The 24,881-nt window shown below is 50.1% G+C and carries 35 protein-coding genes and 2 pseudogenes; 8 read left to right on the top strand and 29 right to left on the bottom strand.

All coding sequences use genetic code 11. From position 1 onward, the window contains the following. Window positions 1-15: 15 nt before the first annotated feature. From RAC90_RS20095 to RAC90_RS20045, 11 genes are all read right to left on the bottom strand, one after another. Window positions 16-462 (bottom strand): phage virion morphogenesis protein, encoded by a 447-nt coding sequence (locus RAC90_RS20095; RefSeq protein ID WP_210530745.1) that lies wholly within the window; start codon window positions 460-462, stop codon window positions 16-18. Further along, complete coding sequence (locus tag RAC90_RS20090; protein ID WP_375124715.1) at window positions 455-895, bottom strand: phage tail protein; 441 nt, start codon at window positions 893-895, stop codon at window positions 455-457. The genes RAC90_RS20095 and RAC90_RS20090 overlap by 8 nt, the downstream gene beginning before the upstream one ends. After that, complete coding sequence (gene lysC, locus RAC90_RS20085) at window positions 861-1,103, bottom strand: Rz1-like lysis system protein LysC (RefSeq protein WP_375096988.1); 243 nt, start codon at window positions 1,101-1,103, stop codon at window positions 861-863. Before lysC ends, RAC90_RS20090 begins: the two co-directional genes overlap by 35 nt. Further along, the gene (gene lysB, locus RAC90_RS20080) at window positions 991-1,422 is read right to left on the bottom strand and encodes an Rz-like lysis system protein LysB (RefSeq protein ID WP_375096989.1); all 432 of its coding nucleotides are present in this window, start codon (window positions 1,420-1,422) and stop codon (window positions 991-993) included. Before lysB ends, lysC begins: the two co-directional genes overlap by 113 nt. Then, entirely contained in the window at window positions 1,419-1,934 is a 516-nt protein-coding gene (locus RAC90_RS20075) for a lysozyme (protein ID WP_375124714.1), read from the bottom strand. Before RAC90_RS20075 ends, lysB begins: the two co-directional genes overlap by 4 nt. Beyond that, complete coding sequence (locus RAC90_RS20070; RefSeq protein ID WP_210532293.1) at window positions 1,915-2,127, bottom strand: HP1 family phage holin; 213 nt, start codon at window positions 2,125-2,127, stop codon at window positions 1,915-1,917. The genes RAC90_RS20075 and RAC90_RS20070 overlap by 20 nt, the downstream gene beginning before the upstream one ends. A gap of 3 nt (window positions 2,128-2,130) precedes the next feature. Continuing rightward, window positions 2,131-2,334 (bottom strand): tail protein X, encoded by a 204-nt coding sequence (locus RAC90_RS20065; protein ID WP_110021645.1) that lies wholly within the window; start codon window positions 2,332-2,334, stop codon window positions 2,131-2,133. After that, window positions 2,334-2,798 (bottom strand): head completion/stabilization protein, encoded by a 465-nt coding sequence (locus RAC90_RS20060; RefSeq protein ID WP_375096991.1) that lies wholly within the window; start codon window positions 2,796-2,798, stop codon window positions 2,334-2,336. Before RAC90_RS20060 ends, RAC90_RS20065 begins: the two co-directional genes overlap by 1 nt. 97 nt (window positions 2,799-2,895) lie before the next feature. Beyond that, window positions 2,896-3,540, bottom strand: coding sequence for a phage terminase small subunit (gene gpM, locus RAC90_RS20055; RefSeq protein WP_375096992.1), 645 nt, complete (start codon window positions 3,538-3,540; stop codon window positions 2,896-2,898). A 3-nt stretch (window positions 3,541-3,543) separates the two neighbouring features. Next, window positions 3,544-4,743 carry a phage major capsid protein, P2 family gene (locus tag RAC90_RS20050; protein WP_375096993.1) on the bottom strand — a complete coding sequence of 400 codons (1,200 nt, stop codon included), beginning with the start codon at window positions 4,741-4,743 and terminating at the stop codon, window positions 3,544-3,546. A gap of 44 nt (window positions 4,744-4,787) precedes the next feature. Next, window positions 4,788-5,639 carry a GPO family capsid scaffolding protein gene (locus RAC90_RS20045; protein ID WP_375124713.1) on the bottom strand — a complete coding sequence of 284 codons (852 nt, stop codon included), beginning with the start codon at window positions 5,637-5,639 and terminating at the stop codon, window positions 4,788-4,790. A gap of 144 nt (window positions 5,640-5,783) precedes the next feature. On the opposite strand from RAC90_RS20045, the gene RAC90_RS20040 reads away from it, so the two are divergent. Beyond that, window positions 5,784-7,550: a terminase ATPase subunit family protein gene (locus RAC90_RS20040; RefSeq protein WP_375124712.1), complete on the top strand. Its 1,767-nt coding sequence runs from the start codon at window positions 5,784-5,786 to the stop codon at window positions 7,548-7,550. Beyond that, the gene (locus RAC90_RS20035; RefSeq protein WP_375124711.1) at window positions 7,550-8,590 is read left to right on the top strand and encodes a phage portal protein; all 1,041 of its coding nucleotides are present in this window, start codon (window positions 7,550-7,552) and stop codon (window positions 8,588-8,590) included. Before RAC90_RS20040 ends, RAC90_RS20035 begins: the two co-directional genes overlap by 1 nt. A gap of 56 nt (window positions 8,591-8,646) precedes the next feature. Here the strand turns inward: RAC90_RS20035 and RAC90_RS20030 are convergent, their stop codons facing one another. From RAC90_RS20030 to RAC90_RS19965, 14 genes are all read right to left on the bottom strand, one after another. After that, window positions 8,647-9,246, bottom strand: a complete 600-nt coding sequence (locus RAC90_RS20030) for a TIR domain-containing protein (protein WP_375096997.1) — start codon at window positions 9,244-9,246, stop codon at window positions 8,647-8,649. A gap of 2 nt (window positions 9,247-9,248) precedes the next feature. Further along, window positions 9,249-9,977 (bottom strand): hypothetical protein, encoded by a 729-nt coding sequence (locus RAC90_RS20025; protein ID WP_375096998.1) that lies wholly within the window; start codon window positions 9,975-9,977, stop codon window positions 9,249-9,251. A gap of 227 nt (window positions 9,978-10,204) precedes the next feature. Next, on the bottom strand, window positions 10,205-10,471 hold the full coding sequence (locus RAC90_RS20020; protein WP_375124710.1) for a hypothetical protein: 267 nt from the start codon (window positions 10,469-10,471) through the stop codon (window positions 10,205-10,207). A 16-nt stretch (window positions 10,472-10,487) separates the two neighbouring features. Then, a complete protein-coding gene (locus RAC90_RS20015) occupies window positions 10,488-10,676 on the bottom strand; it encodes a hypothetical protein (RefSeq protein ID WP_210531709.1) in 189 nt (62 codons plus the stop codon). 245 nt (window positions 10,677-10,921) lie between these two features. Next, complete coding sequence (locus RAC90_RS20010) at window positions 10,922-11,395, bottom strand: hypothetical protein (RefSeq protein ID WP_375097000.1); 474 nt, start codon at window positions 11,393-11,395, stop codon at window positions 10,922-10,924. Then, the gene (locus RAC90_RS20005) at window positions 11,368-13,752 is read right to left on the bottom strand and encodes a replication endonuclease (RefSeq protein WP_375124709.1); all 2,385 of its coding nucleotides are present in this window, start codon (window positions 13,750-13,752) and stop codon (window positions 11,368-11,370) included. The genes RAC90_RS20010 and RAC90_RS20005 overlap by 28 nt, the downstream gene beginning before the upstream one ends. Continuing rightward, on the bottom strand, window positions 13,749-14,753 hold the full coding sequence (locus RAC90_RS20000; protein WP_014604986.1) for a phosphoadenosine phosphosulfate reductase family protein: 1,005 nt from the start codon (window positions 14,751-14,753) through the stop codon (window positions 13,749-13,751). The genes RAC90_RS20005 and RAC90_RS20000 overlap by 4 nt, the downstream gene beginning before the upstream one ends. Next, window positions 14,750-15,586, bottom strand: a complete 837-nt coding sequence (locus RAC90_RS19995; protein WP_375124708.1) for a DNA adenine methylase — start codon at window positions 15,584-15,586, stop codon at window positions 14,750-14,752. Before RAC90_RS19995 ends, RAC90_RS20000 begins: the two co-directional genes overlap by 4 nt. Beyond that, the gene (locus RAC90_RS19990; protein WP_210480433.1) at window positions 15,583-15,810 is read right to left on the bottom strand and encodes a TraR/DksA family transcriptional regulator; all 228 of its coding nucleotides are present in this window, start codon (window positions 15,808-15,810) and stop codon (window positions 15,583-15,585) included. Before RAC90_RS19990 ends, RAC90_RS19995 begins: the two co-directional genes overlap by 4 nt. Further along, window positions 15,810-16,037, bottom strand: a complete 228-nt coding sequence (locus RAC90_RS19985) for a DUF2732 family protein (protein ID WP_375124707.1) — start codon at window positions 16,035-16,037, stop codon at window positions 15,810-15,812. Before RAC90_RS19985 ends, RAC90_RS19990 begins: the two co-directional genes overlap by 1 nt. Before the next feature lie 70 nt (window positions 16,038-16,107). Next, window positions 16,108-16,491 (bottom strand): hypothetical protein, encoded by a 384-nt coding sequence (locus tag RAC90_RS19980; RefSeq protein ID WP_375124706.1) that lies wholly within the window; start codon window positions 16,489-16,491, stop codon window positions 16,108-16,110. Between the two features lies 1 nt (window position 16,492). Beyond that, window positions 16,493-16,672 carry a phage filamentation protein Fil family protein gene (locus tag RAC90_RS19975; RefSeq protein WP_375124705.1) on the bottom strand — a complete coding sequence of 60 codons (180 nt, stop codon included), beginning with the start codon at window positions 16,670-16,672 and terminating at the stop codon, window positions 16,493-16,495. Between the two features lie 10 nt (window positions 16,673-16,682). Further along, window positions 16,683-17,192, bottom strand: a complete 510-nt coding sequence (locus RAC90_RS19970) for a phage regulatory CII family protein (RefSeq protein WP_375124704.1) — start codon at window positions 17,190-17,192, stop codon at window positions 16,683-16,685. 34 nt (window positions 17,193-17,226) lie between these two features. Further along, the gene (locus RAC90_RS19965; protein WP_014604979.1) at window positions 17,227-17,463 is read right to left on the bottom strand and encodes a hypothetical protein; all 237 of its coding nucleotides are present in this window, start codon (window positions 17,461-17,463) and stop codon (window positions 17,227-17,229) included. A gap of 89 nt (window positions 17,464-17,552) precedes the next feature. On the opposite strand from RAC90_RS19965, the gene RAC90_RS19960 reads away from it, so the two are divergent. From RAC90_RS19960 to RAC90_RS19950, 3 genes are read left to right on the top strand one after another with little or no spacing between them, the layout of a single operon-like run. Next, window positions 17,553-18,158: a phage repressor protein CI gene (locus tag RAC90_RS19960; RefSeq protein WP_210480423.1), complete on the top strand. Its 606-nt coding sequence runs from the start codon at window positions 17,553-17,555 to the stop codon at window positions 18,156-18,158. Window positions 18,159-18,167: 9 nt separating this feature from the next. Next, window positions 18,168-19,190 carry a tyrosine-type recombinase/integrase gene (locus RAC90_RS19955; protein ID WP_375124703.1) on the top strand — a complete coding sequence of 341 codons (1,023 nt, stop codon included), beginning with the start codon at window positions 18,168-18,170 and terminating at the stop codon, window positions 19,188-19,190. A 15-nt stretch (window positions 19,191-19,205) separates the two neighbouring features. Then, window positions 19,206-19,913: a hypothetical protein gene (locus RAC90_RS19950; protein ID WP_375124702.1), complete on the top strand. Its 708-nt coding sequence runs from the start codon at window positions 19,206-19,208 to the stop codon at window positions 19,911-19,913. Between the two features lie 628 nt (window positions 19,914-20,541). Here RAC90_RS19950 and RAC90_RS19945 read toward each other — a convergent pair. Further along, window positions 20,542-20,937, bottom strand: a pseudogene (locus RAC90_RS19945) (phage tail protein); the annotation flags it as partial. A 127-nt stretch (window positions 20,938-21,064) separates the two neighbouring features. Between RAC90_RS19945 and RAC90_RS19940 the strand changes: the two are divergent. Then, window positions 21,065-21,763: a hypothetical protein gene (locus RAC90_RS19940; RefSeq protein ID WP_226375575.1), complete on the top strand. Its 699-nt coding sequence runs from the start codon at window positions 21,065-21,067 to the stop codon at window positions 21,761-21,763. A 20-nt stretch (window positions 21,764-21,783) separates the two neighbouring features. After that, window positions 21,784-22,224 (top strand): hypothetical protein, encoded by a 441-nt coding sequence (locus RAC90_RS19935; protein ID WP_375124700.1) that lies wholly within the window; start codon window positions 21,784-21,786, stop codon window positions 22,222-22,224. Here RAC90_RS19935 and RAC90_RS19930 read toward each other — a convergent pair. The 3 genes and pseudogenes from RAC90_RS19930 to RAC90_RS19920 form a co-directional block, all read right to left on the bottom strand. Next, window positions 22,221-22,403: a tail fiber assembly protein gene (locus tag RAC90_RS19930; RefSeq protein ID WP_226374748.1), complete on the bottom strand. Its 183-nt coding sequence runs from the start codon at window positions 22,401-22,403 to the stop codon at window positions 22,221-22,223. The two genes, RAC90_RS19935 and RAC90_RS19930, sit on opposite strands and share 4 nt — an antisense overlap. A gap of 521 nt (window positions 22,404-22,924) precedes the next feature. Next, a pseudogene (locus tag RAC90_RS19925) lies at window positions 22,925-23,155 on the bottom strand (DUF1493 family protein); the annotation flags it as partial. 605 nt (window positions 23,156-23,760) lie between these two features. Next, window positions 23,761-23,952, bottom strand: a complete 192-nt coding sequence (locus tag RAC90_RS19920; RefSeq protein ID WP_039341980.1) for a toxin-antitoxin system HicB family antitoxin — start codon at window positions 23,950-23,952, stop codon at window positions 23,761-23,763. Window positions 23,953-24,090: 138 nt separating this feature from the next. Here RAC90_RS19920 and RAC90_RS19915 point away from each other — a divergent pair, with 138 nt between their 5' ends. Next, the gene (locus RAC90_RS19915) at window positions 24,091-24,621 is read left to right on the top strand and encodes a hypothetical protein (RefSeq protein ID WP_205952309.1); all 531 of its coding nucleotides are present in this window, start codon (window positions 24,091-24,093) and stop codon (window positions 24,619-24,621) included. Window positions 24,622-24,881: the final 260 nt, after the last annotated feature.

Raw genomic sequence — 24,881 nt, 5'->3', positions numbered from 1 at the left:
ATTGATATTGCCATATCAATTAGATAGCAAACTAAGAAGACTATCTCTTACACTTTTCTCTGTTTCATTATCAATACCTAGCAACGGACGTTCGGTATATTTAACACTCAGGCCACGACGACTTACCCTGTCACGCAGGCCGTAATGGTGTACACGGGCAAGCCGTTGCACGGCAGGCACAAAAGCCACCTCTGCACTGTCGCCTGTTGCCTTTGTCTTGAGGTACTTTGCTGTTTTCAGCTTCACAAACATCTTGCGCTTGATGCGTCCCGGCTTTGTCCTGGCCGATACACGGCGCGGTTCCCATGCGCTGCCGTCGGGCGCACGCTGTGCCGTCATGTTGGCCTGCTGAATCCGCCGCACGTCGCGCGCCACCTCGCGCAGCATCTTTTTGCGCTCTGCCGGTTCCAGCTTTGCCAGCAGCGCATCCAGCCAGGCGTCAACCTCGTGCAGATTATCCACGGCTCACCGTCCAGATTTCCTCCGGTTCAAAAGGGTTGCCCGGCTCAGGCACGGCTCTGACCTTTGTTACGCCGTTGACTTCCTCGGCAATAACCCGCTCTGTCAGTTTCAGATTAATGCTGATGTCACACGCACCATTGCCGAGAATGTCCACCTCAAACGTGCATAACTGTTCGCGCTCATTGGGGTTCTGCAGCGCATCGGGCTGGTTGGTGCGCAGCCAGTACATCACCGCCGCCATCAGCAGGTTTTGATCGCCGGTGAAGTCCGTAATCACCACATTCAGCGTGTAGCGGTATTCCCATGACAGCGAGGCGGCAGAAGTGCCTACCGACGCCCCTTTGTCCACAAACAGGTACAGCCTGTCGGGGTTCTCCTGCAGGTAGGCAACAGCGCTGTTAAGGGCTTCGCGCAAGGACTGCGGCTTGTTCATCGTCTTTATCCTGGCAGGTTACTATGGTGTCCACCTTGTCGGCGCAGGCCGCCCAGGCGGTTTCTGTCTCATCCAGCAGGACCAGCAAATCGCCGTTAGTGCGCGCCGCCGACGGCCCCAGCTGGCAGCGGGTTATTTTGGGACAGCCACTGACGGTAAGATTCGCCTCCGGTGATGGCCGGTCGCTGGCGCAGCCGGACAGCAGCATCAGGCAGAGGGGCATCAGACCAGCGGCGAAGGGCGTCATTTTCACGTTTCAGATCCTCAATCTGGCGCTGCCGCTGGCGCAGCAGTGCGTTATTTTTCTCAGCCGCCGCATACAGCTGCGTCTGTGCAAGGTTGCTGCTCTGTGCCAGGATGTTGACCGCCATCAGCTGGCTGTTTTTCTGGCTCAGCTTTTTATCCTTTGCGGCCAGCTCTGCCGCCTGCGTCCCGATAGTCCTGTTTGCGCTGTGCAGCTGCCACGACAGCTGCCCGGCCGTCACCAGCAGCAGCACAAAGCAGGTCACCACAACGGCGCGCATCATGCTGCCGCCCCTTTCAGGCACCATGACAGCTCGCGCCCGCGCCGGTTATCCAGCCCCTGATTAAACATGCCTTTCACGTACACCCAGCGCGGCAGCTGATAACAGGCATCGCGCCACCGGCTGGCCTTAATGAGTTTTACCATCGTTGAGCCGCACACGTTGCCGGTGCCGACGTTAAACGCCAGCGACACCAGCGCGTCATAAACCTGCTGCGGCATGGAAACCGCCACGCAGCGCGCCAGTGCCGCCTCAACGCGTAACACATTGGTGATAAACGTCCCGGCGGCCTGCCGCTCGGTAATGGTTTTGCTGGGCACAACCCCCTCTGTGTTGCCGATACCGTCGGTCCACACCCCCGCATCGCACAGGTATGGCTTAAGGCGGCAGCCTTCGTAATCCGCAATAAGTTTCAGCCCCTCAACCGAGGTGTGCAGCTGCTGAAAGCCCGGCAGTGTGGCGGCGATGGCCAGCACCGCGCCGACGGCGCAGCGTTTAACGGTTTGCAGATTCATAATCCTCCCGCGTGATGCGCCCGCCTGCCAGCAGCTGGTAGGTTTTGTGCTTGTAGTACCAGCTGATTAGCGCCATGCCGATGCCGATGATCAGCCCGGCCCATGTTGAAACGTCTTTAACCGACAGGTCGCCCAGCCACGCCATAAAAACGGCCATCGACCAGGTAATAAACGTACTGATTCTTTCCCACATGATTCAGTCCCATAGCTGCACGGTCTGCGCCGTGGCTGCGGGCGCAACGTCCGGCAGCTCGACCTCTAAACCGTGGGGTAAGGTGGGGCCGTATTCCGCCAGCCCCGGATTAGCCTTTAACACCAGCTCGGACAGCCCCTGCGTGCGCCCGTAGTGACGCCAGCAAAGTGCGTCTACCGTGTCATACTGCTGCGCACGCACTTTCATCAGATAAGCTCGACGGTAATATGCGGCAGATCCTGCACGCGGCTGATGGCCCATCGCGCATCGCGCCATAAATCGCCGCTGGCATCGTCCAGCGTCTCGCCGCGCTTCGCACCGGATGCGGTGGCGTCAAAGTCGCTGTAACGCTCGTTGAGTACCGCACGCGTCCAGCACCACACGGCGTTTTCATAGTGGTGCAGGCGCACGCTCTTTCCGGCCAGCTGCTCAGCCGGTACGTCACCCAGCCCGTTGTAACCGGCCATTTCCTGACGTTCCCGCCACGGGTACAGCTCGGCGTTCACCTCTGACATGGCGGTCAGTACCACCTGCTTGAGCCGCTCCGGCGTCACGGTGCCGTCAACGCGCATCGCGCTGCGAAACTTAGCCAAATCCAGATCCGGCCAGAATGAATTGTTCGGGATAATGACCGGCGCAACCGGCGACTGCTCTGGCGCTGTAAACTGCATCCTTACTACTCCTGAATAGGTGGGCGGTGGACGGGGTTTTGATGCGGCGCTGCCTGTCGCCACCCCGTGCCGCCCCGCGCGTGGGCACGTTCGGTTATCAGCTGTCTTTGCGGAGTTTCCGCTCCAGCTGCTCTATGTCTTTTTTCACCCCGCACTTTTCGTCCAGCTGCAGGGCGTGCTTAAAGTGATTCAGCGCGGATACCGGGTTGCTTTCGGTCTGCACCCAGCCGATGGATTTATGCAGTCGCGCGCGCGACTGATCCGGCATGTCTTCCCCGTCCACCGCGTCCAGCGTCTGCAGCAGCAGGTCAGCGTCAAACGTGGTTCCGGCCAGAATGGCGGCCTTTGCGGCGTCGGCCATTTCCTCGGTCAGCACGGTGGCGGTGTTGCGCTTGCCGACCGGCATCACCCAGCCGTGTTTAAGCGCATGGCGGCCAATGGTCAGCGCACCGGCATAATCACCGGCATCGATACGCCACAGCATGACGTACATGATCACGTCGTCCTGTTGCCCCCCGTCGGCGCTCAGCACGCCCTCTGCCCAAGCGGCATATTTCGGCAGCACCTCAACCTTAATCCGCGCCTTGGTGACAGTGGACTGAATGCCCTTGAGGCGGCGGCGGTCTTCGTTAAGCTGCAGCAGCATCAGGTCATAGCCTTTCGCATGGCGGCCATTGCCGCCCGTGCGGGCGGCCTCCTGTCCCTGAATGAAGCGCGTATGCGCGCGGAAAGGATTGGTCACGGGTTACGCTCCTGCGCTGCCGGTGCCGGTGTCAGCGCCAGTACCGGTGCCAGATTCAGCCTGCGCCGTCCCCGATTCGCTCATGGACTTAATAATGCTGACTGCCATGCCAACGATTTCGGCCAGTTCTTCCTTACTTTTGCTTGTCGCCTCTTTTTCCGGCTCTGGCTCCTGCTCCAGCATTTCGATGTTTTCAATCAGGCAGGTGCAGTCGTAGTCCTCGACCACATACGCCTCGTTGACCGATTCAAGGTTTTCAACGCGATCCCGTTTCGGGTTGTCGATGATGGAGCGGCGGCGCGTGTCGTCCTGGACATAAATCGACAGGTTATCAAGGCGCGTAATCAGCAACGCGTCTGCCGGGAAGAACGGCGCACGCACCGCAGGCAGGCCGCCGATGCGCTTCTGGCTGATAATCAAATCAGCGGCCAGCGCTTCGGTGTTGGGCTGGTCTTTATTGACGATCGGGAAATACTTGTCGGCCAGCAGCTGGCGACCACAGATCACAACCAGCTCGGTGTCATCCTGATACTGCACGGCGATTTTTTCCGTTACGGCACCCATGACCACGGCATCCAGATTGCGGAAAAGCCCCGTTTTACCAATGGTAATTTTATCGGCGATAACTTTTCCGTTGCTGTCGATATGCTGGCCGACCACCTGCGACGGTTTCTCCTGGCGGATTTTTTCCAGCCAGCCGATGTTCACGTCCTGCAGCAGCGGGTTCTGTGTGCGGTTAGAGGTTTTCTCACGCTTGAGGCCGTTAAAACCGATCATGATGCGGTCAAGCGCCTGGCGTTTCACAATCATGTCGCGGATGCGTACCTGAAAGTCGGCAAACTTCGCCCACATGTCCAGCTTCGCGTAGGGCAGCGCCGTGTCAAAGTTGGTCTGCGTGCACTTATAACCTTCACCGTCAATGTAGGTCGGATCGGTTGGCTCGCGCTCTTTCTGCGTCGTGTCGGTTGTACCGGCAATCGTGCCGCCGATACCAAGCCCCAGACGTTCGCCGCTCTGCTCTGGCACCGGCACAATGTTGATGCGCGTCAGAAAGTCTGATGACTCCTGAATTTTGGTTTCCAGCGTCTGCGCGACGGATGGCTCAACGGTAAATTTGCTGTTGAGGGCCGACAGGTTGATGTTGTTGATTTCCGCCAGTACCGACATGTAGGCGTTTAACTTAAAGCGGGTGTTGTTTTTCATCTTTTCGTGTTCTCTGTTCGTTAAGAGGGTTGGCCGCGCCTGCATCAGCAGTCGGTGCGCACGTCCTGGCTGTTACTGTTGCCATTACCGGGAGTACGCGGACGGGAGTCCTGCCGCCCGTCTTCACGGCTCAGCTGCGCCTGCAACTGGCTGAAATCCGCCTGCAACTGTTCACGGGCTGCAGCTTCTGCGCTCAGCTGCACCTGCAGGCTGCTGGCCTGCTCGCTCAGGGCGGTTTCGATGCGCTGGCTGAATGCCTGCTGCTCGGTGGCGACCAGCTCGACGGCCCTGTGAACATCGCTGAAACGCGCGTCATCAGACTTCTGTTTGTTGCTGAAAAGCGCGGATACGCGGCTGAACAGGGACCGTTTTTCGTCGGCCACGTCCTCAAACTCGATCACGGTTTCGGTGGCGGCGGTAAACAGGTTGTCAGGATGCTGCTTGCGGTTTGCCAGCGGGTTTGCGCCTGCGCTGGCGCTGAACTGCAGCATTTCGGTGCCGAGGCTGGCCGGATCGTCGGTCACAGCGAGGCCAATCAGATACGCCTCGCCGGTGTCGGCGAACTCCGGGCGAATCTCCATTGAGGTGAAAAGCTTCTGCATGTTGCCGGTCATCGTGACCAGCTCATCCGTCGGGTTAATCACCGCGTACAGGCCCAGCTTGCCTTTCAGAAGGCCGTCGCTGATTTCTTCGGTGTCCAGCGCATCGACCACACCGAAACGGCGAAACGCGCTGTCAGGCGTGTAACCCTTGATGTGCTCCATGTTGATCACGGCGGTGTAGACAGCCGGATCGTAATTGACCGCCATCTGCTCCAGCCAGCTGCGTTCGATGGTGCGCCCGTCCGTGGTGGCACCTTCCACCCCGATGCGGAAACGCTTTGCTTTCTTTGCCATTGTCCAGGCTCCGGTTAGATAAAAACTCTGTGAGTCCCTATGTTTGCGGCGACGGGGGTCCTGAAACAACGCGGCGACGTTGTACCGTAATTCACACAATCACGGGCGGCAGAAAAGGAAACGGGCGGGCCGTATTTTGGGGCCATGACAACGACAATCGCCCCCGCAGACCTCGATCCCCGCAGACAGGCTTTGCTGCTGTACTTTCAGGGATACCGCATCGCCCGCATTGCTGAAATGCTGGGAGAGAAACCCGCAACCGTTCACAGCTGGAAAAAGCGCGACAAGTGGGGCGACTACGGCCCGCTTGACCAGATGCAGCTCACCACCGCCGCGCGCTACTGTCAGCTGGTCATGAAAGAGGTGAAGGAAGGAAAGGACTACAAAGAAATTGACCTGCTGGCCCGGCAGTCAGAGCGCCATGCACGCATCGGGAAATTTAACAATGGCGGCAATGAGGCGGATTTAAACCCCAATGTCGAAAACCGCAACAGAGGCCCGCGCAAACCGCCTGAAAAAAACGTATTCAGCGATGCGCAGATCGAAAAGCTGCAGGACGTCTTTCACAGCACGATGTTCGGCTACCAGCGCCAGTGGTGGGAAGCGGGCAATAAATACGCCGTCCGCAACCTGCTGAAATCGCGCCAGATTGGTGCGACGTTCTTTTTTGCCCGCGAGGCGCTGCTTGATGCGCTCACCACCGGACGAAACCAGATTTTTCTCTCGGCCAGCAAGGCGCAGGCGCACGTATTCAAGCAGTACATCGTGGAGTTTGCCCGCGAGGCCGACGTAGACCTTAAAGGCGACCCGATGACGCTGGCCAACGGCGCGTGCCTGTACTTCCTCGGCACCAACGCCCGCACCGCACAGAGTTACCACGGCAACCTGTACCTGGACGAATATTTCTGGATACCGAAATTTCAGGAACTGCAGAAAGTCGCCTCGGGCATGGCGCTGCACAAGAAGTGGCGTGAAACCTACTTTTCCACGCCGTCCAGCCTCACGCACAGCGCCTATCCGTTCTGGTCTGGCGCACAGTTCAATAAGGGCCGCGCCAAAGCTGACCGCGTTGATATTGACTTAAGTCACGCATCACTTGCCGCTGGCCGCCTGTGTGCCGACGGTCAGTTTCGGCAGATTGTGACCGTTGAGGATGCTGTGCGCGGCGGCTGTGACCTGTTCGACCTGGAGCAACTGCGCACACGCTACAGCCCCGAGGACTATCAAAACCTGCTGATGTGCGTGTTTATGGATGACCTTGCTTCTGTATTCCAGCTTGCCATGCTGCAGAAATGCATGGTGGACAGCTGGGAAGTGTGGGACGACTTCGAAGCGCTGGCGCTGCGCCCCTTCGGCTGGAAAGAGGTCTGGATTGGTTACGACCCGGCGAAGGGTACGCAGAACGGCGACAGCGCGGGCTGCGTGGTGATTGCCCCGCCAGCCGTGCCGGGCGGCAAGTTCCGCATCCTTGAGCGTCACCAGTGGCGCGGCATGGATTTCCGCGCGCAGGCCGACGCCATTAAAACCCTTACGCAGCAGTACAACGTGACCTATATCGGCATCGACTCGACCGGCGTCGGCCTCGGCGTCTATGAGAACGTCAAAGCTTTTTTCCCGCAGGTGAAAGAGTTTGTTTACAACCCGACGGTGAAAAATGCTCTGGTCTTAAAAGCCTACGACACGATTGCCACCGGGCGGCTGGAATTTGACGCCAGCCACCTCGATATCGCGCAGTCGTTTATGTCCATCCGTAAGGCCACGACGGCCAGCGGCAACCGTCCGACCTATGAAACCAGCCGCAGCGAGGAAGTCAGTCACGGCGATTTAGCCTGGGCGACCATGCACGCGCTGGCAAATGAGCCGCTGCAGGGACTGGCGGCACACACGCAGAATATTGTGGAGATGTATTAATGAGCAGACGCAGGAACCGCACGCGCGCGCAGCCCGTGCAGCAGCCGGAACAGATGACCAACACAGCCGCCTCGGAGGCATTTACCTTTGGCGACCCGATCCCGGTACTTGACCGGCGCGAACTGCTGGACTATGTAGAATGCGTCATCAACGATCGCTGGTATGAGCCGCCGGTAAGCGTTGACGGGCTGGCGCGCACCTTCCGCGCCGCTGTCCATCACAGCTCGCCCATCAGTGTTAAGTGCAACATTCTGGCGAGCACCTTTATCCCGCACCCACTTTTAAGTCAGCAGGCTTTTACCCGCTTCGCGATGGATTACCTGGTGTTTGCAAATGCGTACATGGAGAAACGTACCAGCCGCCTCGGCACCACGCTGAAACTGGAGCCATCGCTTGCCAAATACACGCGGCGCGGGCTTGACCTGGACACCTACTGGTATGCGCATTACGGCCTTAACTCGGAGCCGTATGAATTTACAAAGGGTAGCGTGTTTCACCTGATGGAGCCGGACATTAATCAGGAAATCTACGGCGTGCCGGGCTACCTGTCGGCTGTCCCTTCCGCGCTGCTGAATGAATCGGCCACGCTGTTTCGCCGCAAGTATTACATCAACGGCAGCCACGCGGGCTTTATCATGTACATGACCGACCCGGCGCAGAGCCAGCAGGATGTTGATAACATCCGCAGCGCAATGAAAAGCGCAAAGGGCCCTGGCAACTTCCGCAACCTGTTTATGTACAGTCCGAACGGGAAAAAAGACGGCATTCAGATCATCCCGCTGTCAGAAGTGGCGGCCAAAGATGAGTTTCTGAATATCAAAAACGTGTCACGGGATGACATGCTGGCCGTGCATCGCGTGCCGCCTCAGTTAATGGGTATTATCCCCAACAACACCGGCGGGTTTGGTGACATTGAAAAGGCCAGCCGCGTGTTTGTGCGTAATGAACTCATGCCCCTACAAAAGCGCTTTGAAGAACTTAACGTATGGCTCGGAGAAGAGGTAGTAAAATTTAGCTTTTATGAATTAGAGCCTGAATAATATTAAGACAGGAGCATATCTTATATGCTCCTATAAATTTACCAACTAAACAATGGTTATGCGCGAATTGCAGGAACATCTGCAGCATTTCTTTTAACTGCAGGTTCCATGGCTTTTCTTTTATCAAAAGCCTGATCTATGTAAAATTCTGGATTCTTTATAAACTTAGAATATTTTACTAGTGAGCAAAAAACATCTGTATCATTGTAATGCGGGACAGTTTTTTGGTAAACATGATTTTCTTTTATTAAATAAGGTAAATAATTATTATAACCCCACCCGACTTTTCTAAGGTTAAGCCCACAACCACAATTTCCATCTAAACATGTTGCTGGAGTAAAAACAGAATCATAAATTTCGTCTCTGATGACACCAATCAATCCATTATAGTTTTCACCCCAAAGCGAAGCTTGTATTTCAGAATTAACAAAAGGCCTGTTTTTCGTTTCACTCCCGATTAAGACTATAGTGACCGTCGTATCATCTAGATAGTCTTCGCGAATCTTCCTCATGATTGACTCTTCGCTAATTGTTGTACTTATATCCCCATCACTGACAGACTTATCTATAAAATTAGCACCCCCAAAATTTTTTATTATTTCATCTTTTAAATCTTGTTCATTAGCATGATGATAGCTCAAAAAGGTCTTATGCATTACTAGCTCCATTTCTTTATATCAATATTAAACTTATTAGCAAAATCAGCACTGAAAAATTTATTCACATCAGAAAACCCATCTAGTATTTTGTTAAAATGATAATAATAGCTTTGTACTTTTCCTATGGGAGTTAAGTGGTAGGACAATGAAATAAAGTCCCCATCACTATTCTTATCTTGAGTAAGAACACTATCCTTCTCTGATACATATTTATGCCAGCGCCTGTAATTATTCTGATGTTCAGTTAAAAAAACATTCAGCACCTTCAATGCTTCACTTGCAACATTGTATAGCTCTCTATCTCTCTGCCTTTTTAAGTTTAAGATTCTTATTTCAGTCCTAATGAAGTTATAACATTCAAAATATGAGTTAAGAACTTCATCAAATGCATCATGATGAGCATCTAACTTAAATAAACTTCTTTTAGTATCAAGATAATTCTTAATTGTTTTTTTGAAAAGAATATCAGAATTATCAAAAAGAATATTTACACCTCCAAAATTTAACTGCTCAATTTTGAATGAGTAACGTTTATAAGCAGCACCAATTATTAACAGGTAAGCAACTAAACATAAAATCAGAACTGCTAAAAATGCCTTTATGATGCCGACATTGGACATAAAGTTAGCAGTAAACCACCATTTTTCAAATGGTGAAAAGGGTATAGACCCCATGAAAATCATGAGTAATGCAAACAAACTACCCCAGACAAGCCAGTACTTTAACATAGGATTAATCCGTAAAATTTTCTTATCAATTTACAACAAAATTTTGTTTTTTAAAAGCTCTTGCGCGCGCTCGTAGCCCCGCCACGCCTGCCCGCTTTATATAGTGGTTTTCATGCACCTGCATGATCTATGAAAAAGCCCACCAGTATTGGCGGGCCAGAGGGTAAACGATCCTTTTGGGATCATGCGGATTCATGCAGCATAGACATGCACTCTCGCATCAGCGCTCAGAAAAGGGGGAAAGTATCACCGGATTCGATCACATTAGGCTTCGACGGCGGCCTGCGTGCGTACCTGATCAGGTATTCCCAACCGTCCCAAAACTTTGTTGGGTGCGGCAGCGTGAATACAAAAACGCCATCAAACGTCTGCCCCAGCCAGTACCCGCCACCTTGTTCTTTGGCGCGCTGAAAGAAAATGAACTCACCTTGTTTGTAATGCTCAAGAACCTGGCCGTGATAGACAATCCGGTGAAAGCTGTCTTTTCCGCCCATATCCAGCCCTGCCCTTCTATTCAGATACTTCCATCAAACGGGCATATTCATGGCTTCTGACCTTTTTCATAAGCTCATCAGTCAGCTCAGACACCCATTGGATCGCGAGATTCTTTTCATCTTCACTACAATCACTCGATGCGACTAATTTTAAAAACAAATCAATGCGTTGTAATTTCACAGACTCAAAAAAACAGTCATACATAGCAAACTCCTTCTCAAAAAACTGTACATACATACAGTATATTAGAGGAGTCTGAAAGTGAAATGTTTTTTACCCAAAGGCTCATTTTTGTTGTAAAAATCTCCAAGCTAAGGAAAAAACCTCGTCATTTCATTCATTAACTACCTTCAGAATGCATAACATTTCTACTTAAGCTAATTCCCATCTTTTTATGAATTCAAATGATGCGAACGTCGTAAGTAACTCAGGTGCATCAACACTGAATTTCAGCCTGAAATATTTCGATGCTTGATAATTTCCCACAAAAGCGAAATCAGTTCTTCCTGACTAACAGTGACCATGATTCCCTCATCATAATCAGAAATCATTTGTGCTATACGCTCATCAGTAAACGGCTGCGGTTTGTGATTTTCAGAAAGCTTGCGCGGTAGAGGAGTTAAAGGATGATTTTCGTGCCATTCATTTTCAGCTTTTTCATTCATCGCCTGCCACTCAGGGTAAAGCGCAAACAGTTTTTCAGCCATCGGTGATCGAGTATCAACAGAGTTATAATGGCCACTGGCACGTAAAGATTTGCTTTCGGCCTCTGGTTTAAGGAGTCCTTTGCAAGCGAAGCAGATGGGTTCAGAAGTATAGAATTTCTCTCTATAGTTCAGTTCACAACCACATTTATCGCATCGTTTTATTTTATTATCGATGAATCTTTTAACCTCTAATTCTCGCTGTTCTTTATCAGACATACACGCCTCTCACTAATGTTTGGGCTAAACATCCATTTCCATGCAGCCGCATCTGCTTCTTTCAACATTTTTTTGTAGTTGCCGATTGGGTCGTGCCTTATTTTATTGCTGTCGACATTATGATGGTCCTTCATATGTTTCCAGAAATCAGACGTTCTTCGAGTTGAACTCTTATCTTTGTGCTGTCTCAACTCTCCGGTACCCGCTGCCGAGAATATGTACCCATCCATTCTTAAGCTACTACCTTGAAGAAGGTGGCTTAATTGGCCTATCGTAAAACTCAAACCTGCTGATTCAGCAAAATCTGCGATTCTTTTCAAAGCAAGATCTCCACCCTCGACTGCTTTTTCGCACAAACTGGACGGCATAACAACGCTTTCATTCTCTTTGCATTTGAGTCGTGCCAGCAATTGTCTTCGTTCTTTGCGACTCATCCTTTCAAAGTCGATTTTTTCGTAACTTTCCGGCGGGGTTGAATCCTCAGATCTCAAATGCCCCGTACAGTTATTGACAGAACTCCGAGAGGGCTCGGGCGCGCCCTGAAGGTCAAAACCAAAATCAACGGCACGTTTCGGAACAATCTTCCACTGTGCCAGACGGGTTAAAATCGGGGTGTCTGCGCCAACCTCAGTTGCGTAGACGCCCTTGATGCGCACTGTCTCCTCACCGTATTCATTCAGCTCATCGCCCGGCTGATACCATGTGCGCACGGCCAGCTCATCACGACGCACGAACGGGCCGCCCTGCGCGTTAACGTATGCCGCCCAGTCGCCCACGTCTGCCGCGTCGTGCGCAGCGGCAAACTCCACGCTGAGGCCGTGGGCGGTTTCGGTGTCATCCATGCGGCGCAGCTCGCGGTAAACTGTGACCGGCGCGCCACCGATAAACTGAAACTGTCGGATGTGCCAGCGGGCCGCCCAGGCAGAAACGGCGGGCGCGGTTTCTTTCAGCTCTTTGCCGCTTTCGTCGTCCAGATCACCATCCAGCGCGTAGCCGTCGATATTCTTTGAAATGTACTTAGCAACGTAGCCCGTAGCGCTGCCCTTATCAGGATCGATGGCCTCGGCATGAAAGCGCGCTTTACGGGCTTTATCCGTGGTCAGCTCGTTGCTGTCCTGCTGGAAGGCATAATCACGGATTGTCTGGCGCACCTGATCCGCATCTTCGGGACGCATAAACATCAGCATGTGCCAGTGTGGCGTTGCGTCGTGATGGGGTTCAGCAACGCGAATGCCAAAGATTCGAATGTCATCACGGTGCAGCTTTGCGCGGATGCGCTGCCAGACGCTGCAGAGGTAACGCTGCGTATCTGCGGGGCTGGCACCATTCCATTTGCGGTTACGATGGCCGGTTTTGATTGTGGCGTGATAGCGTGACGGCGCGGTCAGCGTGTAAAACTCGCCGACATAGCCCAGCTCACTACAGATATTTTCAAAGCCGCGAATGCGGGTCATCAGCTCACAGCGACGGATTGCCGGATTCGCCACGCTGCCGTCGTATTTTTCAATCAGGCTGATGCGGTTGCCTTCCTCGTCTTCCAGTTCCATGCCCTTTAAAAACTCACGGGTGCGGCGTTTCTGTTCCCGCCATTCTGAAACCGTCATTCTGCTGGCGTAGGGGGTGTGCTTTTTGCTGACGTTAGCCAGGGCAATCTGCAGGTGTTCCCGCCATGACGCAGCCACGCGGCGCAGTCGCCCCGTCCACCATTTTTCAGTCTGCATACGCAGCACGGCGGGCGTGACTTCCTCCGGATCAAAGAAACGGGACGTCACCTTATCCCACAGTGGCGGCGTCTGATTAAATTCACGGGTGATGGCCGCCGCCGTCATGTAGACGCGGTGCGTGTATTTATAATCTGACTCATCAGCTGCCTGCGCGTGTGCCTGTACCAGCTCGGCCAGAATGAAACTGGCAATATCACCGGCCAGCAAATCCACATCGGCGCGCGACATATCAGCCAGGCGGTTAAAACGCTTCATCAGCTCCCACAGCTGGCCCCCGGCACGCGCTGCGCCAGTCTCTTTCGGGGCGTTATGTGTCAGCAGGTTAAAAGTACTGGCATCCATAGTCTTAACCCGGTATTGCTCGTTAACGCATTCAACACGCGGCAATGTGCGCTCAACGAAAGTTTTCGTTAAGTACGCATTGGCGCGGGCAATGCCCTGTGATTTTTCCAGCTCGTTCATGCGACGTTTGACGTCGATTTGAATCAGCGTCGGCTGCTGTTCAAGCAGTTCCTGCGCACGCACTAAAGCCGCAATCATCTGACTGCGGCTGTGCATTTCCTCATAAGTGGGATAAGGGCTGGCGATGGCTTCCCGTGGGGCATTCCACGGGTAAGCGTAGTGCTTGATCACTCGCACACCCCTGCATAAACACTGTTGCAGACACCTTGATCAGTGGCGGTTGCCAGCAAATCGAACTGACTGCCTCCACGGGTTGTCAGCGCCCAGTCCCGGTAAGTTTCAATACCGTGAGATTCAACTGATATAAAATCTATTCTGCGCTCTGCCTTGCGCGGATCCTGTGTTGACGGGAAAAACGTGGAATTGCCACGGCGTGAACAACGCGCAACAAGTTTCTCCCATGCTGCTACACGTGCTATCTCTTCTGGCCAACGGCTGAAAATTTCTGCCAGCTCTGACTTGCGGGCATGGATGCACGGCATACACCCTACGCGGCTGCAGCCTTGCTCGTAGAGAGGGTTAGGCTTGATTCCGTGGCGACGCGCCAAAGCAAAAACATCTTCATGTTTCCATTTCAGGATAGGCCGATAAATTGCCAGGCCCGGGCCAATGTCAAACCCCTCTTCCCATGGCTCCAGCATCGCGCGCTGTGGTGATTCCTGCGCACGGACACCCTGCCATGAGATAACTTTTTTCCCGGCAGCTATTAAGGGATCAACTATCTGCACTTTTATTGGCTCATGCTTCAGTTCGAAGGTGCAGAAACGGGCTTTAGTTGAAGGAAAACGCCCTTTCCATAAGCACAAATCAAGGAAAGGAATGCCCGTGGGTTTGAGTGTTTCAAGCGCTAAAGCAACAGCGGATAGCGCACGTTCAGAAGTAAATCCACACTCCTCAACCAGGGAAACAGGCCATTTTTCCGCGATAAACTTGCGCTTGTTTTCAATGCGGGAAGTGAAATCAGCCTTAACACGCTTAACCGGCCCCAGCTTCGATTCCAGATAATCCAGATATTCCATGGTCTGCGGGTGCTCATGACCGGTGTCTGCAAATGCCGTCTGAAACTCAACACCGGAATCAACAGCCAGCAACCAGTCAGCAAGGCTGTCTTTTCCGCCAGATATGCTGACCACATTCATGACGTTCTCACCAAAGCAGCGTTTGTCGATCATGCGACCACCTCCGAAGATGCTGCAGGGTCAAAACCAATCCAGACAACAGGACGGCGCACTGCGATAATTTCTGCCGCGCTTTTGCCGTCACCTGCAGCCACACCAACCGCGCGGGCTGCCCTGATGCTGGTCAGCTCGTAGGCATTAAAAAGCGAGCGCGTAAATTCGGTATCGCTGTTTGAAGCGATGACCGGGCAGCGCTCTGACACGCTGGTTAACATGGTGGCTAAGTCCTGCTGAGCGGCCTTATCAAATCCACCTGCGTGGTAGTCGCTAAACGTGCCGTCATAGGGAGGATCGCAATAAATCACGTCGTCGGTCTGAATCATGCTCAGCGTCTCGCGGAAATCAGCACAGATAAACGTTGCACGGTGAGCTTTTACTGCGAATGTTTCGATTTCTTCCAGGGGGAAATAGGGTTCAGAATAGTTTCCGTAGGGGATATTAAATTCACTCTTACGGTTATAACGGCAAAGGCCGCGGTAGCCATGGCGGTTCAGGTAAAGGAAGTGTGCGGCACGCTCAAGCAAAGGCAAGGCTGGGTCATGATTAAACGCTTCGCGGATGCGGTAATAATCCTCTGCCGTTTTGTTTTGGGTAAACAGGCTCATCGCCAACACAATAAACGGGCGCGTGTGTTCTTTAATCTGGCGATAAAGATTAATCAGGTCGGGATTAACGTCAGCCACTAAATAAGCCGGGTAATTCGTAGCCATCATAACGGCGCAGGAACCGGCGAACGGCTCAACGAGGCGCTGCCCCTGCGGCAGATGATTAAGCAGCTCAGGCATGAGGCGGGTTTTGTTGCCCGCCCACTTGAGGATCGTACTCATATAGCACCGCCTTTGTAGTGGGCGCTTTTCAGCTCGATGATTTCCTGACAGGCGACGCAGTGTGTGACTCCCTGCACGGCACGGCGACGAGCCGCCGGTATCGCCTCATCGCAGGCCTGGCAAAAGAACTCACCAGCCCCGGCGGGCTGGCGACGTGCGTTGGCGAGATTGCGCTGCAGTTCTTCCTCAACGCGTGCCTGGACTAAATCCATTGAATCGGCCATTAGTGCAGCTCCCGCGCCTGATGCTCAAAACGCTCTGCCTCTTTATCCAGCAGCTCAATGATTTCCGGCGCGGTCATTTCGTGCTTGCGGGCATGGATGACCAGCGCCGCAATGCGGATTGACACGGCCAGCGCATCATCGCTGCGCTGCTCTGTTTTGGCCTTGCCCAGCAGTGCATTAAGCGTGTCTGCATCGGCTTCAAAATTACGGGTTTCGGTATTTCTCATCGTTCAGCTCTCTAGGTTCAGGGCAAAGGAATGCCCGGCGGGTTTACGCCATTAATTTTTTGAGTCTTATTTACTCAGGTAAAAAACAGTCTGCGGTAGAAAACTGTCGGGGCAGAATCTTTCCCCAGCGCGCCATTTTATTCATTGCCATGATGATTAATTCGCGGCGGTATTCGTCGAAGTATTCAAACGGCTTGCCGATTTCCTCCTGCGTAAAGGTTTTAGGATTTTCGCGGTTAGCCAGGGTTAACACGCAAAATTTAAACTCGTCATTCTGACGGTTGAAATAACACAGCGACGGGTTAGCGTTATTGTCACGCTGCTGCCGCCAGCTTTTCCGAAACTCATCAAACGACATTGAACTAACAGCATCAGCACGATTGCCCGTTGAATAAGTTTTGGCAAAAGATGCCGGGCCTTGCTGTGCGGTTGTGTTGCCTGTTGATCGCTGCATATTACCCCCTGAATAAACGCGCCAAAAAACCGGCGGGTTTGCGTTTGCTGGTCAGCCCCTTTAAAAGTTGCTTTTGGCTGTTGCACAGATGCCAGGGCTTGCCGTTCTCACCCATGATCCAACCGTTGCCGTAAGCTACGGACGGGCTTTGACGCTTAAGGCGCGATGCCAATGAAATCATTATCAGTCCCTCAGCTCAGGCCAATGGATGCGCCGAGGCCGCTGATAGCGTCAACAGTAGAGGCCATCGTGGGATTAGAATGAATGCGGGTCTGCACAGCGATTGCCGCGAGCGTCAGACAGCGAATGCCGGTGTTGACGCTCTGCAAAAGACTGCGACGGCATGACGTGCTCAACGCATCGTGACGCATCGCACCGGCTGCCAGCAGCCCTACCTCTGCTGTCGCCTTCAAAACGTAAGCTGTCAGCTTTTCTTCGGCGTGTTCGTTCATCGGTACACAAGGCAAACAATTTAGCTGCGCCAGCGCACCATCCATTAAGGTTGAATCTTCGGTCAGGTCGGTGAGTAAAAGCATTTCCGCAACGGTCACCAGGTGCGGCTGCTCAGGGTTCAGCTTATTGCGCAGGGTCTGCACGTTCATACCTGCAGCCTGTGCCAGCTCTTTCATATTGTGCGACAGGGCGAATCTACGGCAAGCCTCGTCAAAGTGATTATGTGTGGACACACGAAAATCAAACATGATTAATCCCTTTCTATATCCCAATATGGATACATCAACCCTGCATTGTGATTTCGCAGCCAGAAGCGGCTTCGATAGTGAGAGCAACCATGTTGATTTCGATGAGCCCGTTTAAGCCCTCCTTCTTCCTGATGGGTAAACGGTTCTCGCGGTACATCTGACGAACGGTGCCCTCCTTGTAACCAGTGCGGCGGCAGAACTCTTCGACAGTAATGTACGGTTCTGAAATCACGAGATTGATTGAAGGGCGCATTGAAAGTTTACGGGTCATGATGCACTATCCTCTGTTGAGTTCTAGCCAACTCTATTTATCTCTATTAAACACACCTCGTTACGACGAGTGAATACTAGGATCCCAAATTGGAAAGGTCAACAAAAGATTTTACGAGTCGTAAAGCACCAACTCTGCCAGAGGGGGGTAAAGAACCTGTCGAACGCATAGTTAAAGCGTATGGGCTTGCATCAAGACAAGCGCTATGCCGTCACCTAAACGTGTCTCAGAGCACGATGGCTAACCGTATAATGCGCGGGAACTTTCCTGCTGATTGGGTGCTAATTTGCTCAATGGAAACGGGTGCCTCTCTGGAATGGCTGACTTATGGCACAGGCAATCCAAACATCACAGATCAAGTAAATACGTCTACAAAAATCGAACTAAAAAAAATCACAAATGGGATTTTTTCATCATCTAATTGGGTTGAATATGATGCTCAGCTCTTACCAAGTGATGTTAAAGCCCCTTTAATAGTGGATTTCGAGAAACAGAATTACTTAGTTGATATGACCGTCGCAGAGATCACCGACGGTCTGTGGCTCATTGAAATTGATAAGCTCATTAGTGTTAAAGAGTTGTATCGTTTTCCCGGCGGCCGTATTCGCGTTGAGAATGGGAAAGCCTCCTTCGAATGCAAAGCTGACGACATCAAGGTTTTAGGCAAAGTCGTTGCCCGCACTGAGTACCTTTAAAGGCACAGCATGGCGATTAACAAATTATCCAATGGGAAGTGGCAGGTACAAGTTTTCCCAAATGGCCGAGACGGCAAAAGGATTCGCCGCCAGTTTGCAACGAAGGGCGAAGCACAATCCTACGAGAAGTTCGTAAAAGAACAGGCTCAAGATAAGCCCTGGCTGGGAGAAAAAGCAGATAAGCGGCGGGTAATTGAGTTGGTTGAATTGTGGTTCAACACGCACGGCATCACGTTAGCGGACGGAGAGAAGCGACGAACCACTATGGCGTTCGCATGCAAGGCAATGGGAAACCCATTCGCCACCGAGTTTAATGCAAAAATATTTGCCTCTTATCGTGAACAGCGATTAAGCGGCAAAATTACCCGATCCAACCGAGTGAAGACTGTTACGCCTCGTACAGTAAATTTAGAGCTGGCGTATTTCAGGGCGATGTTTAACGAACTGCGCCGATTGGATGAATGGACCGCGCCAAATCCGCTTGAGAATGTGCGCGAGTTTAAAATCAGTGAGTCAGAGATGTCATATCTCACCATTGAAGAGATTCGCACGTTACTCGCCGAATGTGAGAACAGCCGCTCCAAAGATTTGACTTCCATTGTGAAAATCTGCCTAGCTACTGGCGCACGCTGGAGTGAGGCCGAAGGCTTAAAAGGAAACCAAATCCGCGGCGGTCAGATCATATATGTGAAAACTAAGGGCAAGAAAAACCGCGCGGTACCAATAACTGAAAAATTACAGGCTGAACTACCATCAAGCAAGAAAGCGCAATTACTCTTTAAACCTTGTTACTCAGCCTTTAGGAAGGCCATACAGCGCGCCGGTATCGAGACACCTGCCGGGCAATTGACGCATGTTTTACGCCATACTTTTGCGTCTCATTTTATGATGAATGGCGGCAATATTCTTGTGCTGCAGAGAATTTTAGGGCATACAGATATTAAAGTGACAATGAGGTATGCGCACTTTGCACCGGATCATCTAGCGGAAGCAATGAAACTAAACCCTCTTAACTCAATAATTGACAATTAATAACACGGAGTAAAAATGAGAAACACAATAAAGATTAATGAGATTTTTCACCCTCAACTCCCCAAAACAGCCCTCAACAAAAAAAGCGAATATTATAAGGAATTTGTGAGCGCAATAAAATTTAGCAAAAAAACAAACTTAAAAATAGATAACGATAAATACAAAGAAGAAATTAGTCAAAGCGAAATTATAAAATTAAAATCCGAACTCACTAAAAGCCTTTCTGGTTATATCGATTCATTTAGTCAAAAACATCCTAATGAAACATTAGAGAAATTCTCTCTTGATTGCGTAAACTTATCTGTATCAATACTTAATTTTATAAATGAAAATTACCCAACCATTCCCGCAAATATTACAATAGGTGAAATTTCTTACTTAAACAAAAAAAGATTCATTACTAAGAGAGAAGATTTCAATAAAAACCCGCTGCTACATCAGAATGAAAAGTTCAAACACCATGCCTGGATAACTCTTGGTAAAAATTACATTTTGGATGCAGCTATTGGAACTGCAATCAATTGCATATTTTCGCAAGAAATAAGTAATATTGGAAATCATCGTCTGTATGGCGGTTTAGTACACGGTATTGAGGGTAGCTTTTTGAGTGAAAGCATTGACAAATCACATAAGATACCAAGAGATTTAGAGTCTTTAAAATACCAGCCAGTAATAGTTGGATTGGAAGCCATACATAAATACGCTCCTAAAAACTCACAATAGCAGAATATTTACATGAGGCACGCTGGCAGAAAGATGCAGTTTAAACTTGATATAGAGCACTCCCATTCTGCCAGAATTCCATACAGGTAAAAATAAAGTAGAGAAAATTAAAAATATAATTCACGTCATCTTATAACCTCATTCAAATGGTTAAAATTTCAGAGAGAATAATTAGTTAAGAACCGTTTAGCTAGCTTGTTAACTAAATGGCAGCAAAGTGGCAGCAGAGCTCAACACTATGTGCCACTTTTCATCTCTATTCGGTCTAAAGAAAATATAAAAATCAGTAAGTTACTGATTTTTATATTTTATAAATGGGACTCATAATCGCTTGGTCGCTGGTTCAAACCCAGCAGGGGCCACCAGATTTCACCTGTTGAATCAGGATATTAAGCCACTTTTAGCCGAGTGGCTTTTTTGTTTCTATAGGCCAGTGTCACAAAAGTATCGCATGACTTTATTCGTTCTTTTTGAACGCAGATACAAAAAGCATACTTTCGCGAGCTTTCAGTGAAGTAACGATTACCTTCTGTCGTTATGCGTAAAAATCGGCACCTTATTAGTCTGGCCCGGCGAGACGATCATCCCCGCTATGCTTTCGTACGTTTTGAAGGTGCACCTGCTACGCGATCCTGGCGAGCGCGATCGCCATTTCCAGCGAGTTAAGGCCCGGCACGCCGAGTTGATTCTGCGCTTAACCGGACTTTCATTACAGTGTACTGGCCGTTTTCGTAAGTGGTACCGATGATGCTTGAGATGGTTTCCGCTTCGGTCGCACCCACGGCAACGCGCACCAAGACATTAACCGATTTGGCCTGGTCGAAAATCGCCTGCTAACGTGCATTTTGCCCCGGCTTTGGCGATACCACCCTACACGTTAGCAAACAATACCGGCGTATTCAGCGGTAGTGTCGGCGTCCCAGGCGGTACAGACCAGCCCAATAATCGCGGTAGAGATGATGGAAATGTTGCGAGTGCCATCCATGATTTCGACGATGCAGATACCATGACAGTAATCAGACATCTGATGCCCCCGTAAAATGGATGTGCTCAGAGTGTCAGGTCAGGCAATGCCGTTTATACAATTAGGGTTTGTTGAAGAATGATCGGGCATTTACTCGGGAATGATCGCTTTGCCTTCCTGTGGCACTATGAACAGCCATCATCAAAAAGAGGGAACGAGAATGATCTCAGGAAGAGCAGAAAGACAGGAACCTGGACGGTATTACACTTTTGAGTCAAGATTGCCCCCCGGAGAATTTTTTGAGCTTCGGCCACAACATCTACCACGCAATGCTCAGCCGGTGCTTGATGAAACAAGCGGTATGTGTATCGGCTACACCGTGGCTCAGGCTCCCGGCCTCTGGCAAATTTATGATGCACAGGGCCATTTTGTCCGGCTTGAAGAGGCTCCGCTTGAAACGCCGTTGTTCGATCCCACTGATATTGCACTAATTGCTTTTGGTGTTTTCCGCATTCTCCGCACTGGCCGTGCTTTATTTGAAGCGGGTACGCGAACAGCGATTACAGCAAAGCTTGGCCAGGGAACGATTTCATTTTTGCGCGCCCGGTTTAAACTCGGCTTATCTGTACGCAACCTGAAAATGACCGAAACGGCTGCTAAGCACATGTATGAAACGGGTCGGTATGTTCCTTTACATATTCAGGAAAAAGCTATTCGTTTTGGTAAGCGAACGGCCGATCCCCGGAAAGTTAAAGGCCTGTACAGATACGAAATTGAGATGTACAAGCTTTATCGTAAGAAGGCCACTACTGAGTATAAAAAATACACACTCGAAGTTGTGGTAAGAGAGTCCGACTGGACAATCACCCACTTTATGTATTTTTAAAAACCGACAGGAACGCATCAATGTTTGATATTAAAGACGAGAAATTTACGTTTACGGTTTCTCCTTTTGAAAGAGTGGTCGATAACGACATTGACCCTGAACATCATCGCTGGGACTGGATAAAATCTTTTGTTGAATTTTCTGTTCCTGGCCTGAAAGCACAGTTTCAAACTGAGTTTACGGTAGGTGAGCTACTGGAACTACGTGAGCAATTTGCAGCTCACCATAACGCTTTAATTGCTCAAAGAGAGATAAAGCCTTTCGTGTTTCAAAGCCAGTGCCATCAACTGAATATGATAATCAGGAAAGTAACCGACGACGATAGTGTAATGATTGAATATGACCTTCGTCCTGAAGCACATGCTGACAGCGTTCTGGTTAAAGGCGATTTCGGCATCAATGAGAGCTACTTCCCAGATATTTTAAAACGGCTGGATGAGATGATTGAATGGCAAAATTAAGCCTTCCCGCCTCTAAAATTTTCCTGATAGTCCCCGCTGTAACGGGGATGTTTCTGTTTAGGCTTTCCCGGCCAACTAATATCCGGTGCCGTTAAGGTCTCCACGCGGTAGGTTCTCCATTGCTCCAGTAGCGCTTTCTCGCTCTCCATGGCGATGCCCAACTCGTCCGCATCCTGCAAGGGCGGAATAACGTATTACACCTCACATTACGCTAAGAATGGCACACTTTGACCTACTCACATTTCCCCCATGAGTTTGCGCGGACCAGCCACTGTAAAACAGGTCCGCAGATCCTATACGCTTTCCTGGATTGCTTTCGCTCAACGTTTTCAGCTTTGGCAAAATTTTGCTCTCAGTGCGTTGGTAACGCATACAGAGCGTACAGCAGGTATGCTATTTTTTTAGCTGACAAAATATCGATAGATTTTTTTGCCAGACAGATAGCGGCAATGCCCAGCAAAATCGATGTTATACCGAGAAAAAGCATTAACGAAAGGAGATGGCTAAAAATCCCGCCCAGGCTTGTGAAATCGCTGAGTCTGACGAGTTGTTCTGGGGTTAGTGTACGAACCACTATTTCCGGGAGAATCAGAAAAAATATAATGAATGCTAAAACATAAATCGTCTTATTTTTTCCCTTTTTCATTATTTTCCTGTCTGAGTTTGAGGGTAAGGTATTTTCTGTTTTTGATTTTTCTTCATCCGTCCAGTGACCTGCTCGGGCCGAGTCAATCAGTAATTGAATGGTCAACGCCTTTTCTGCTTTGCCATTGTCTTCAGGAAAATAGCGAGTGAAATTGATTTCATCTAAATTAATTGAAAATTTCTCTGTGAATTCCTCTAGTAAATCATAGACATCTAACGGGTCCATTCGAAAATCTTGATTAAGATCGGTATTATGTTTGAGCGGATACCGCTTAAAGGTAAATATGCTTCAACCATTGTAAGTCTCAACAAGATCGAGTACTGCTTTTTCTGTCTCGTCCATTATCGTAGTCTGCTCTTCTTTCTGGCAATCTTATTTTATTTGAATGTTATCTCATGGCTAATTTTGTAAGCGTACAACTTAGATTGCTCATTCATTTATAAGGATCTTACATCCTGATTATTTACTTTGAGCAAGTCAATATGGGTAAGGCCCGATTCACTGAACATCATATTACAGATAAGTATTTAAATTTCATGGTGTTTTGAAAATCGTCATGAAAAAGATTATACGGTTGAGGTTAAACCCACTTACTGTATCTTACATAAAGATAAGCAACGATACCGACCCAGGCAACCACAAACCCCATTGGGTAAAATGGAACGAATCGCACAATAAAATAAGCACCAACAACACTGACTATAATCGGTACAAGATAGAAAAAAGATTGCAGTAACCATACAATAAAAAGCTTCATTTACTCACAACTCCATCAAAGCCTCAGCTATTTTATCAAACTTGTAATGGCCAAATTAAAAACTTCACAATAGCGAAATTTAGCTTTTTTTCATTTACCACACATATAATTAACTCAATATTTCACGCACAAATTACCCCTCCGGCTCAATCCCCCTTGCCTTTAACGCCTCTCTCGCCAGATTCTTCAGCCAGCTTGCCAGACTAATTCCTTCTTCAGTTGCAACCGCATCAAGCTGTTTTTTCAAGGCGGGATCAATGCGCATTTGAAATTGTGGGGACTTGCCTCCACCTTTTGGTTTTTTTTCACGCATTATAATTGACATGTACTGACCTATTCCCTCATTTTAATCCTTTAAAAGACCACACTAACATGAGGCCTTTTATGAGAGCAACGCCCCGGCAGTGATGCAACACATACCGGAGCGTCTGACCACAACGTTCACTCTAAAGGAAACAACGCTATGGCTAATACCAATAGTAACACAACCACTCATTATGAAATCGTGGACATTCAGCCAGTTATCGAACCGGCAGTATCAACCCTTTTGAAAACACCGCTCGGCACGACGCACGATCTCTTTCAGGTGCTGGAGGCATGTAGCCACTATGTCGATGCCCTGGTGGAATGTCACGATATCACCGCTCGTATGGCACTATGCGGCCGTCTGCTCGCTGCACTGGAAGTCTTGAAAGTTCTGTTAGACAAGCCACTGCCAGAACACCTGATTAAACGCCTCACGCTGGAGAAAGGTAATGACAAAGCCTGTCGCAGCGGTTGTTCGATAGATTCGGAAGAGATGCGGCAATATTGCAGCGCATTGACGTTAGTATTGCTGAATCAGCCGGCTTCCACAGACTTGCAGAAACACATCACCGGCTTGTTATTCCAGATGATTAACATCATGACTGATGACTTAACCGCGCCGCGTTTTGTGCAAACAGCGTCGGGGCTGGTGATGATCGATAGCAAATTTACAGATAGCGTTCATTAATTTCGGCCATTTCCCTTCTTCCCTGTGGAAGAAGGGAATTCGCATACCGAATTCAAATCCCAGCGCGGAGTTACTCTTAGTACCAAAATACTTTATCACCCCTGCGTTTTCTTCTGCCGAAAATCGCCACGCTTTTTCTCTCTTCACCGGAAGCCTGTTTTGCCTGACTCACATCAGTGAAATCTTTTTATTCCGTACAGTAATTGCCAGTGTTCCAAGGGCCCCGGTCCCCACCACCGTACAGTTATTAACAGCACTCC

The organism is Pantoea sp. CS_6 (assembly GCF_041954745.1).
GTDB lineage: Bacteria > Pseudomonadota > Gammaproteobacteria > Enterobacterales > Enterobacteriaceae > Pantoea > Pantoea stewartii.
The sequence above is the reverse complement of the archived record's forward strand: the minus strand, read 5'-3'. Positions and strand labels throughout refer to the sequence as shown.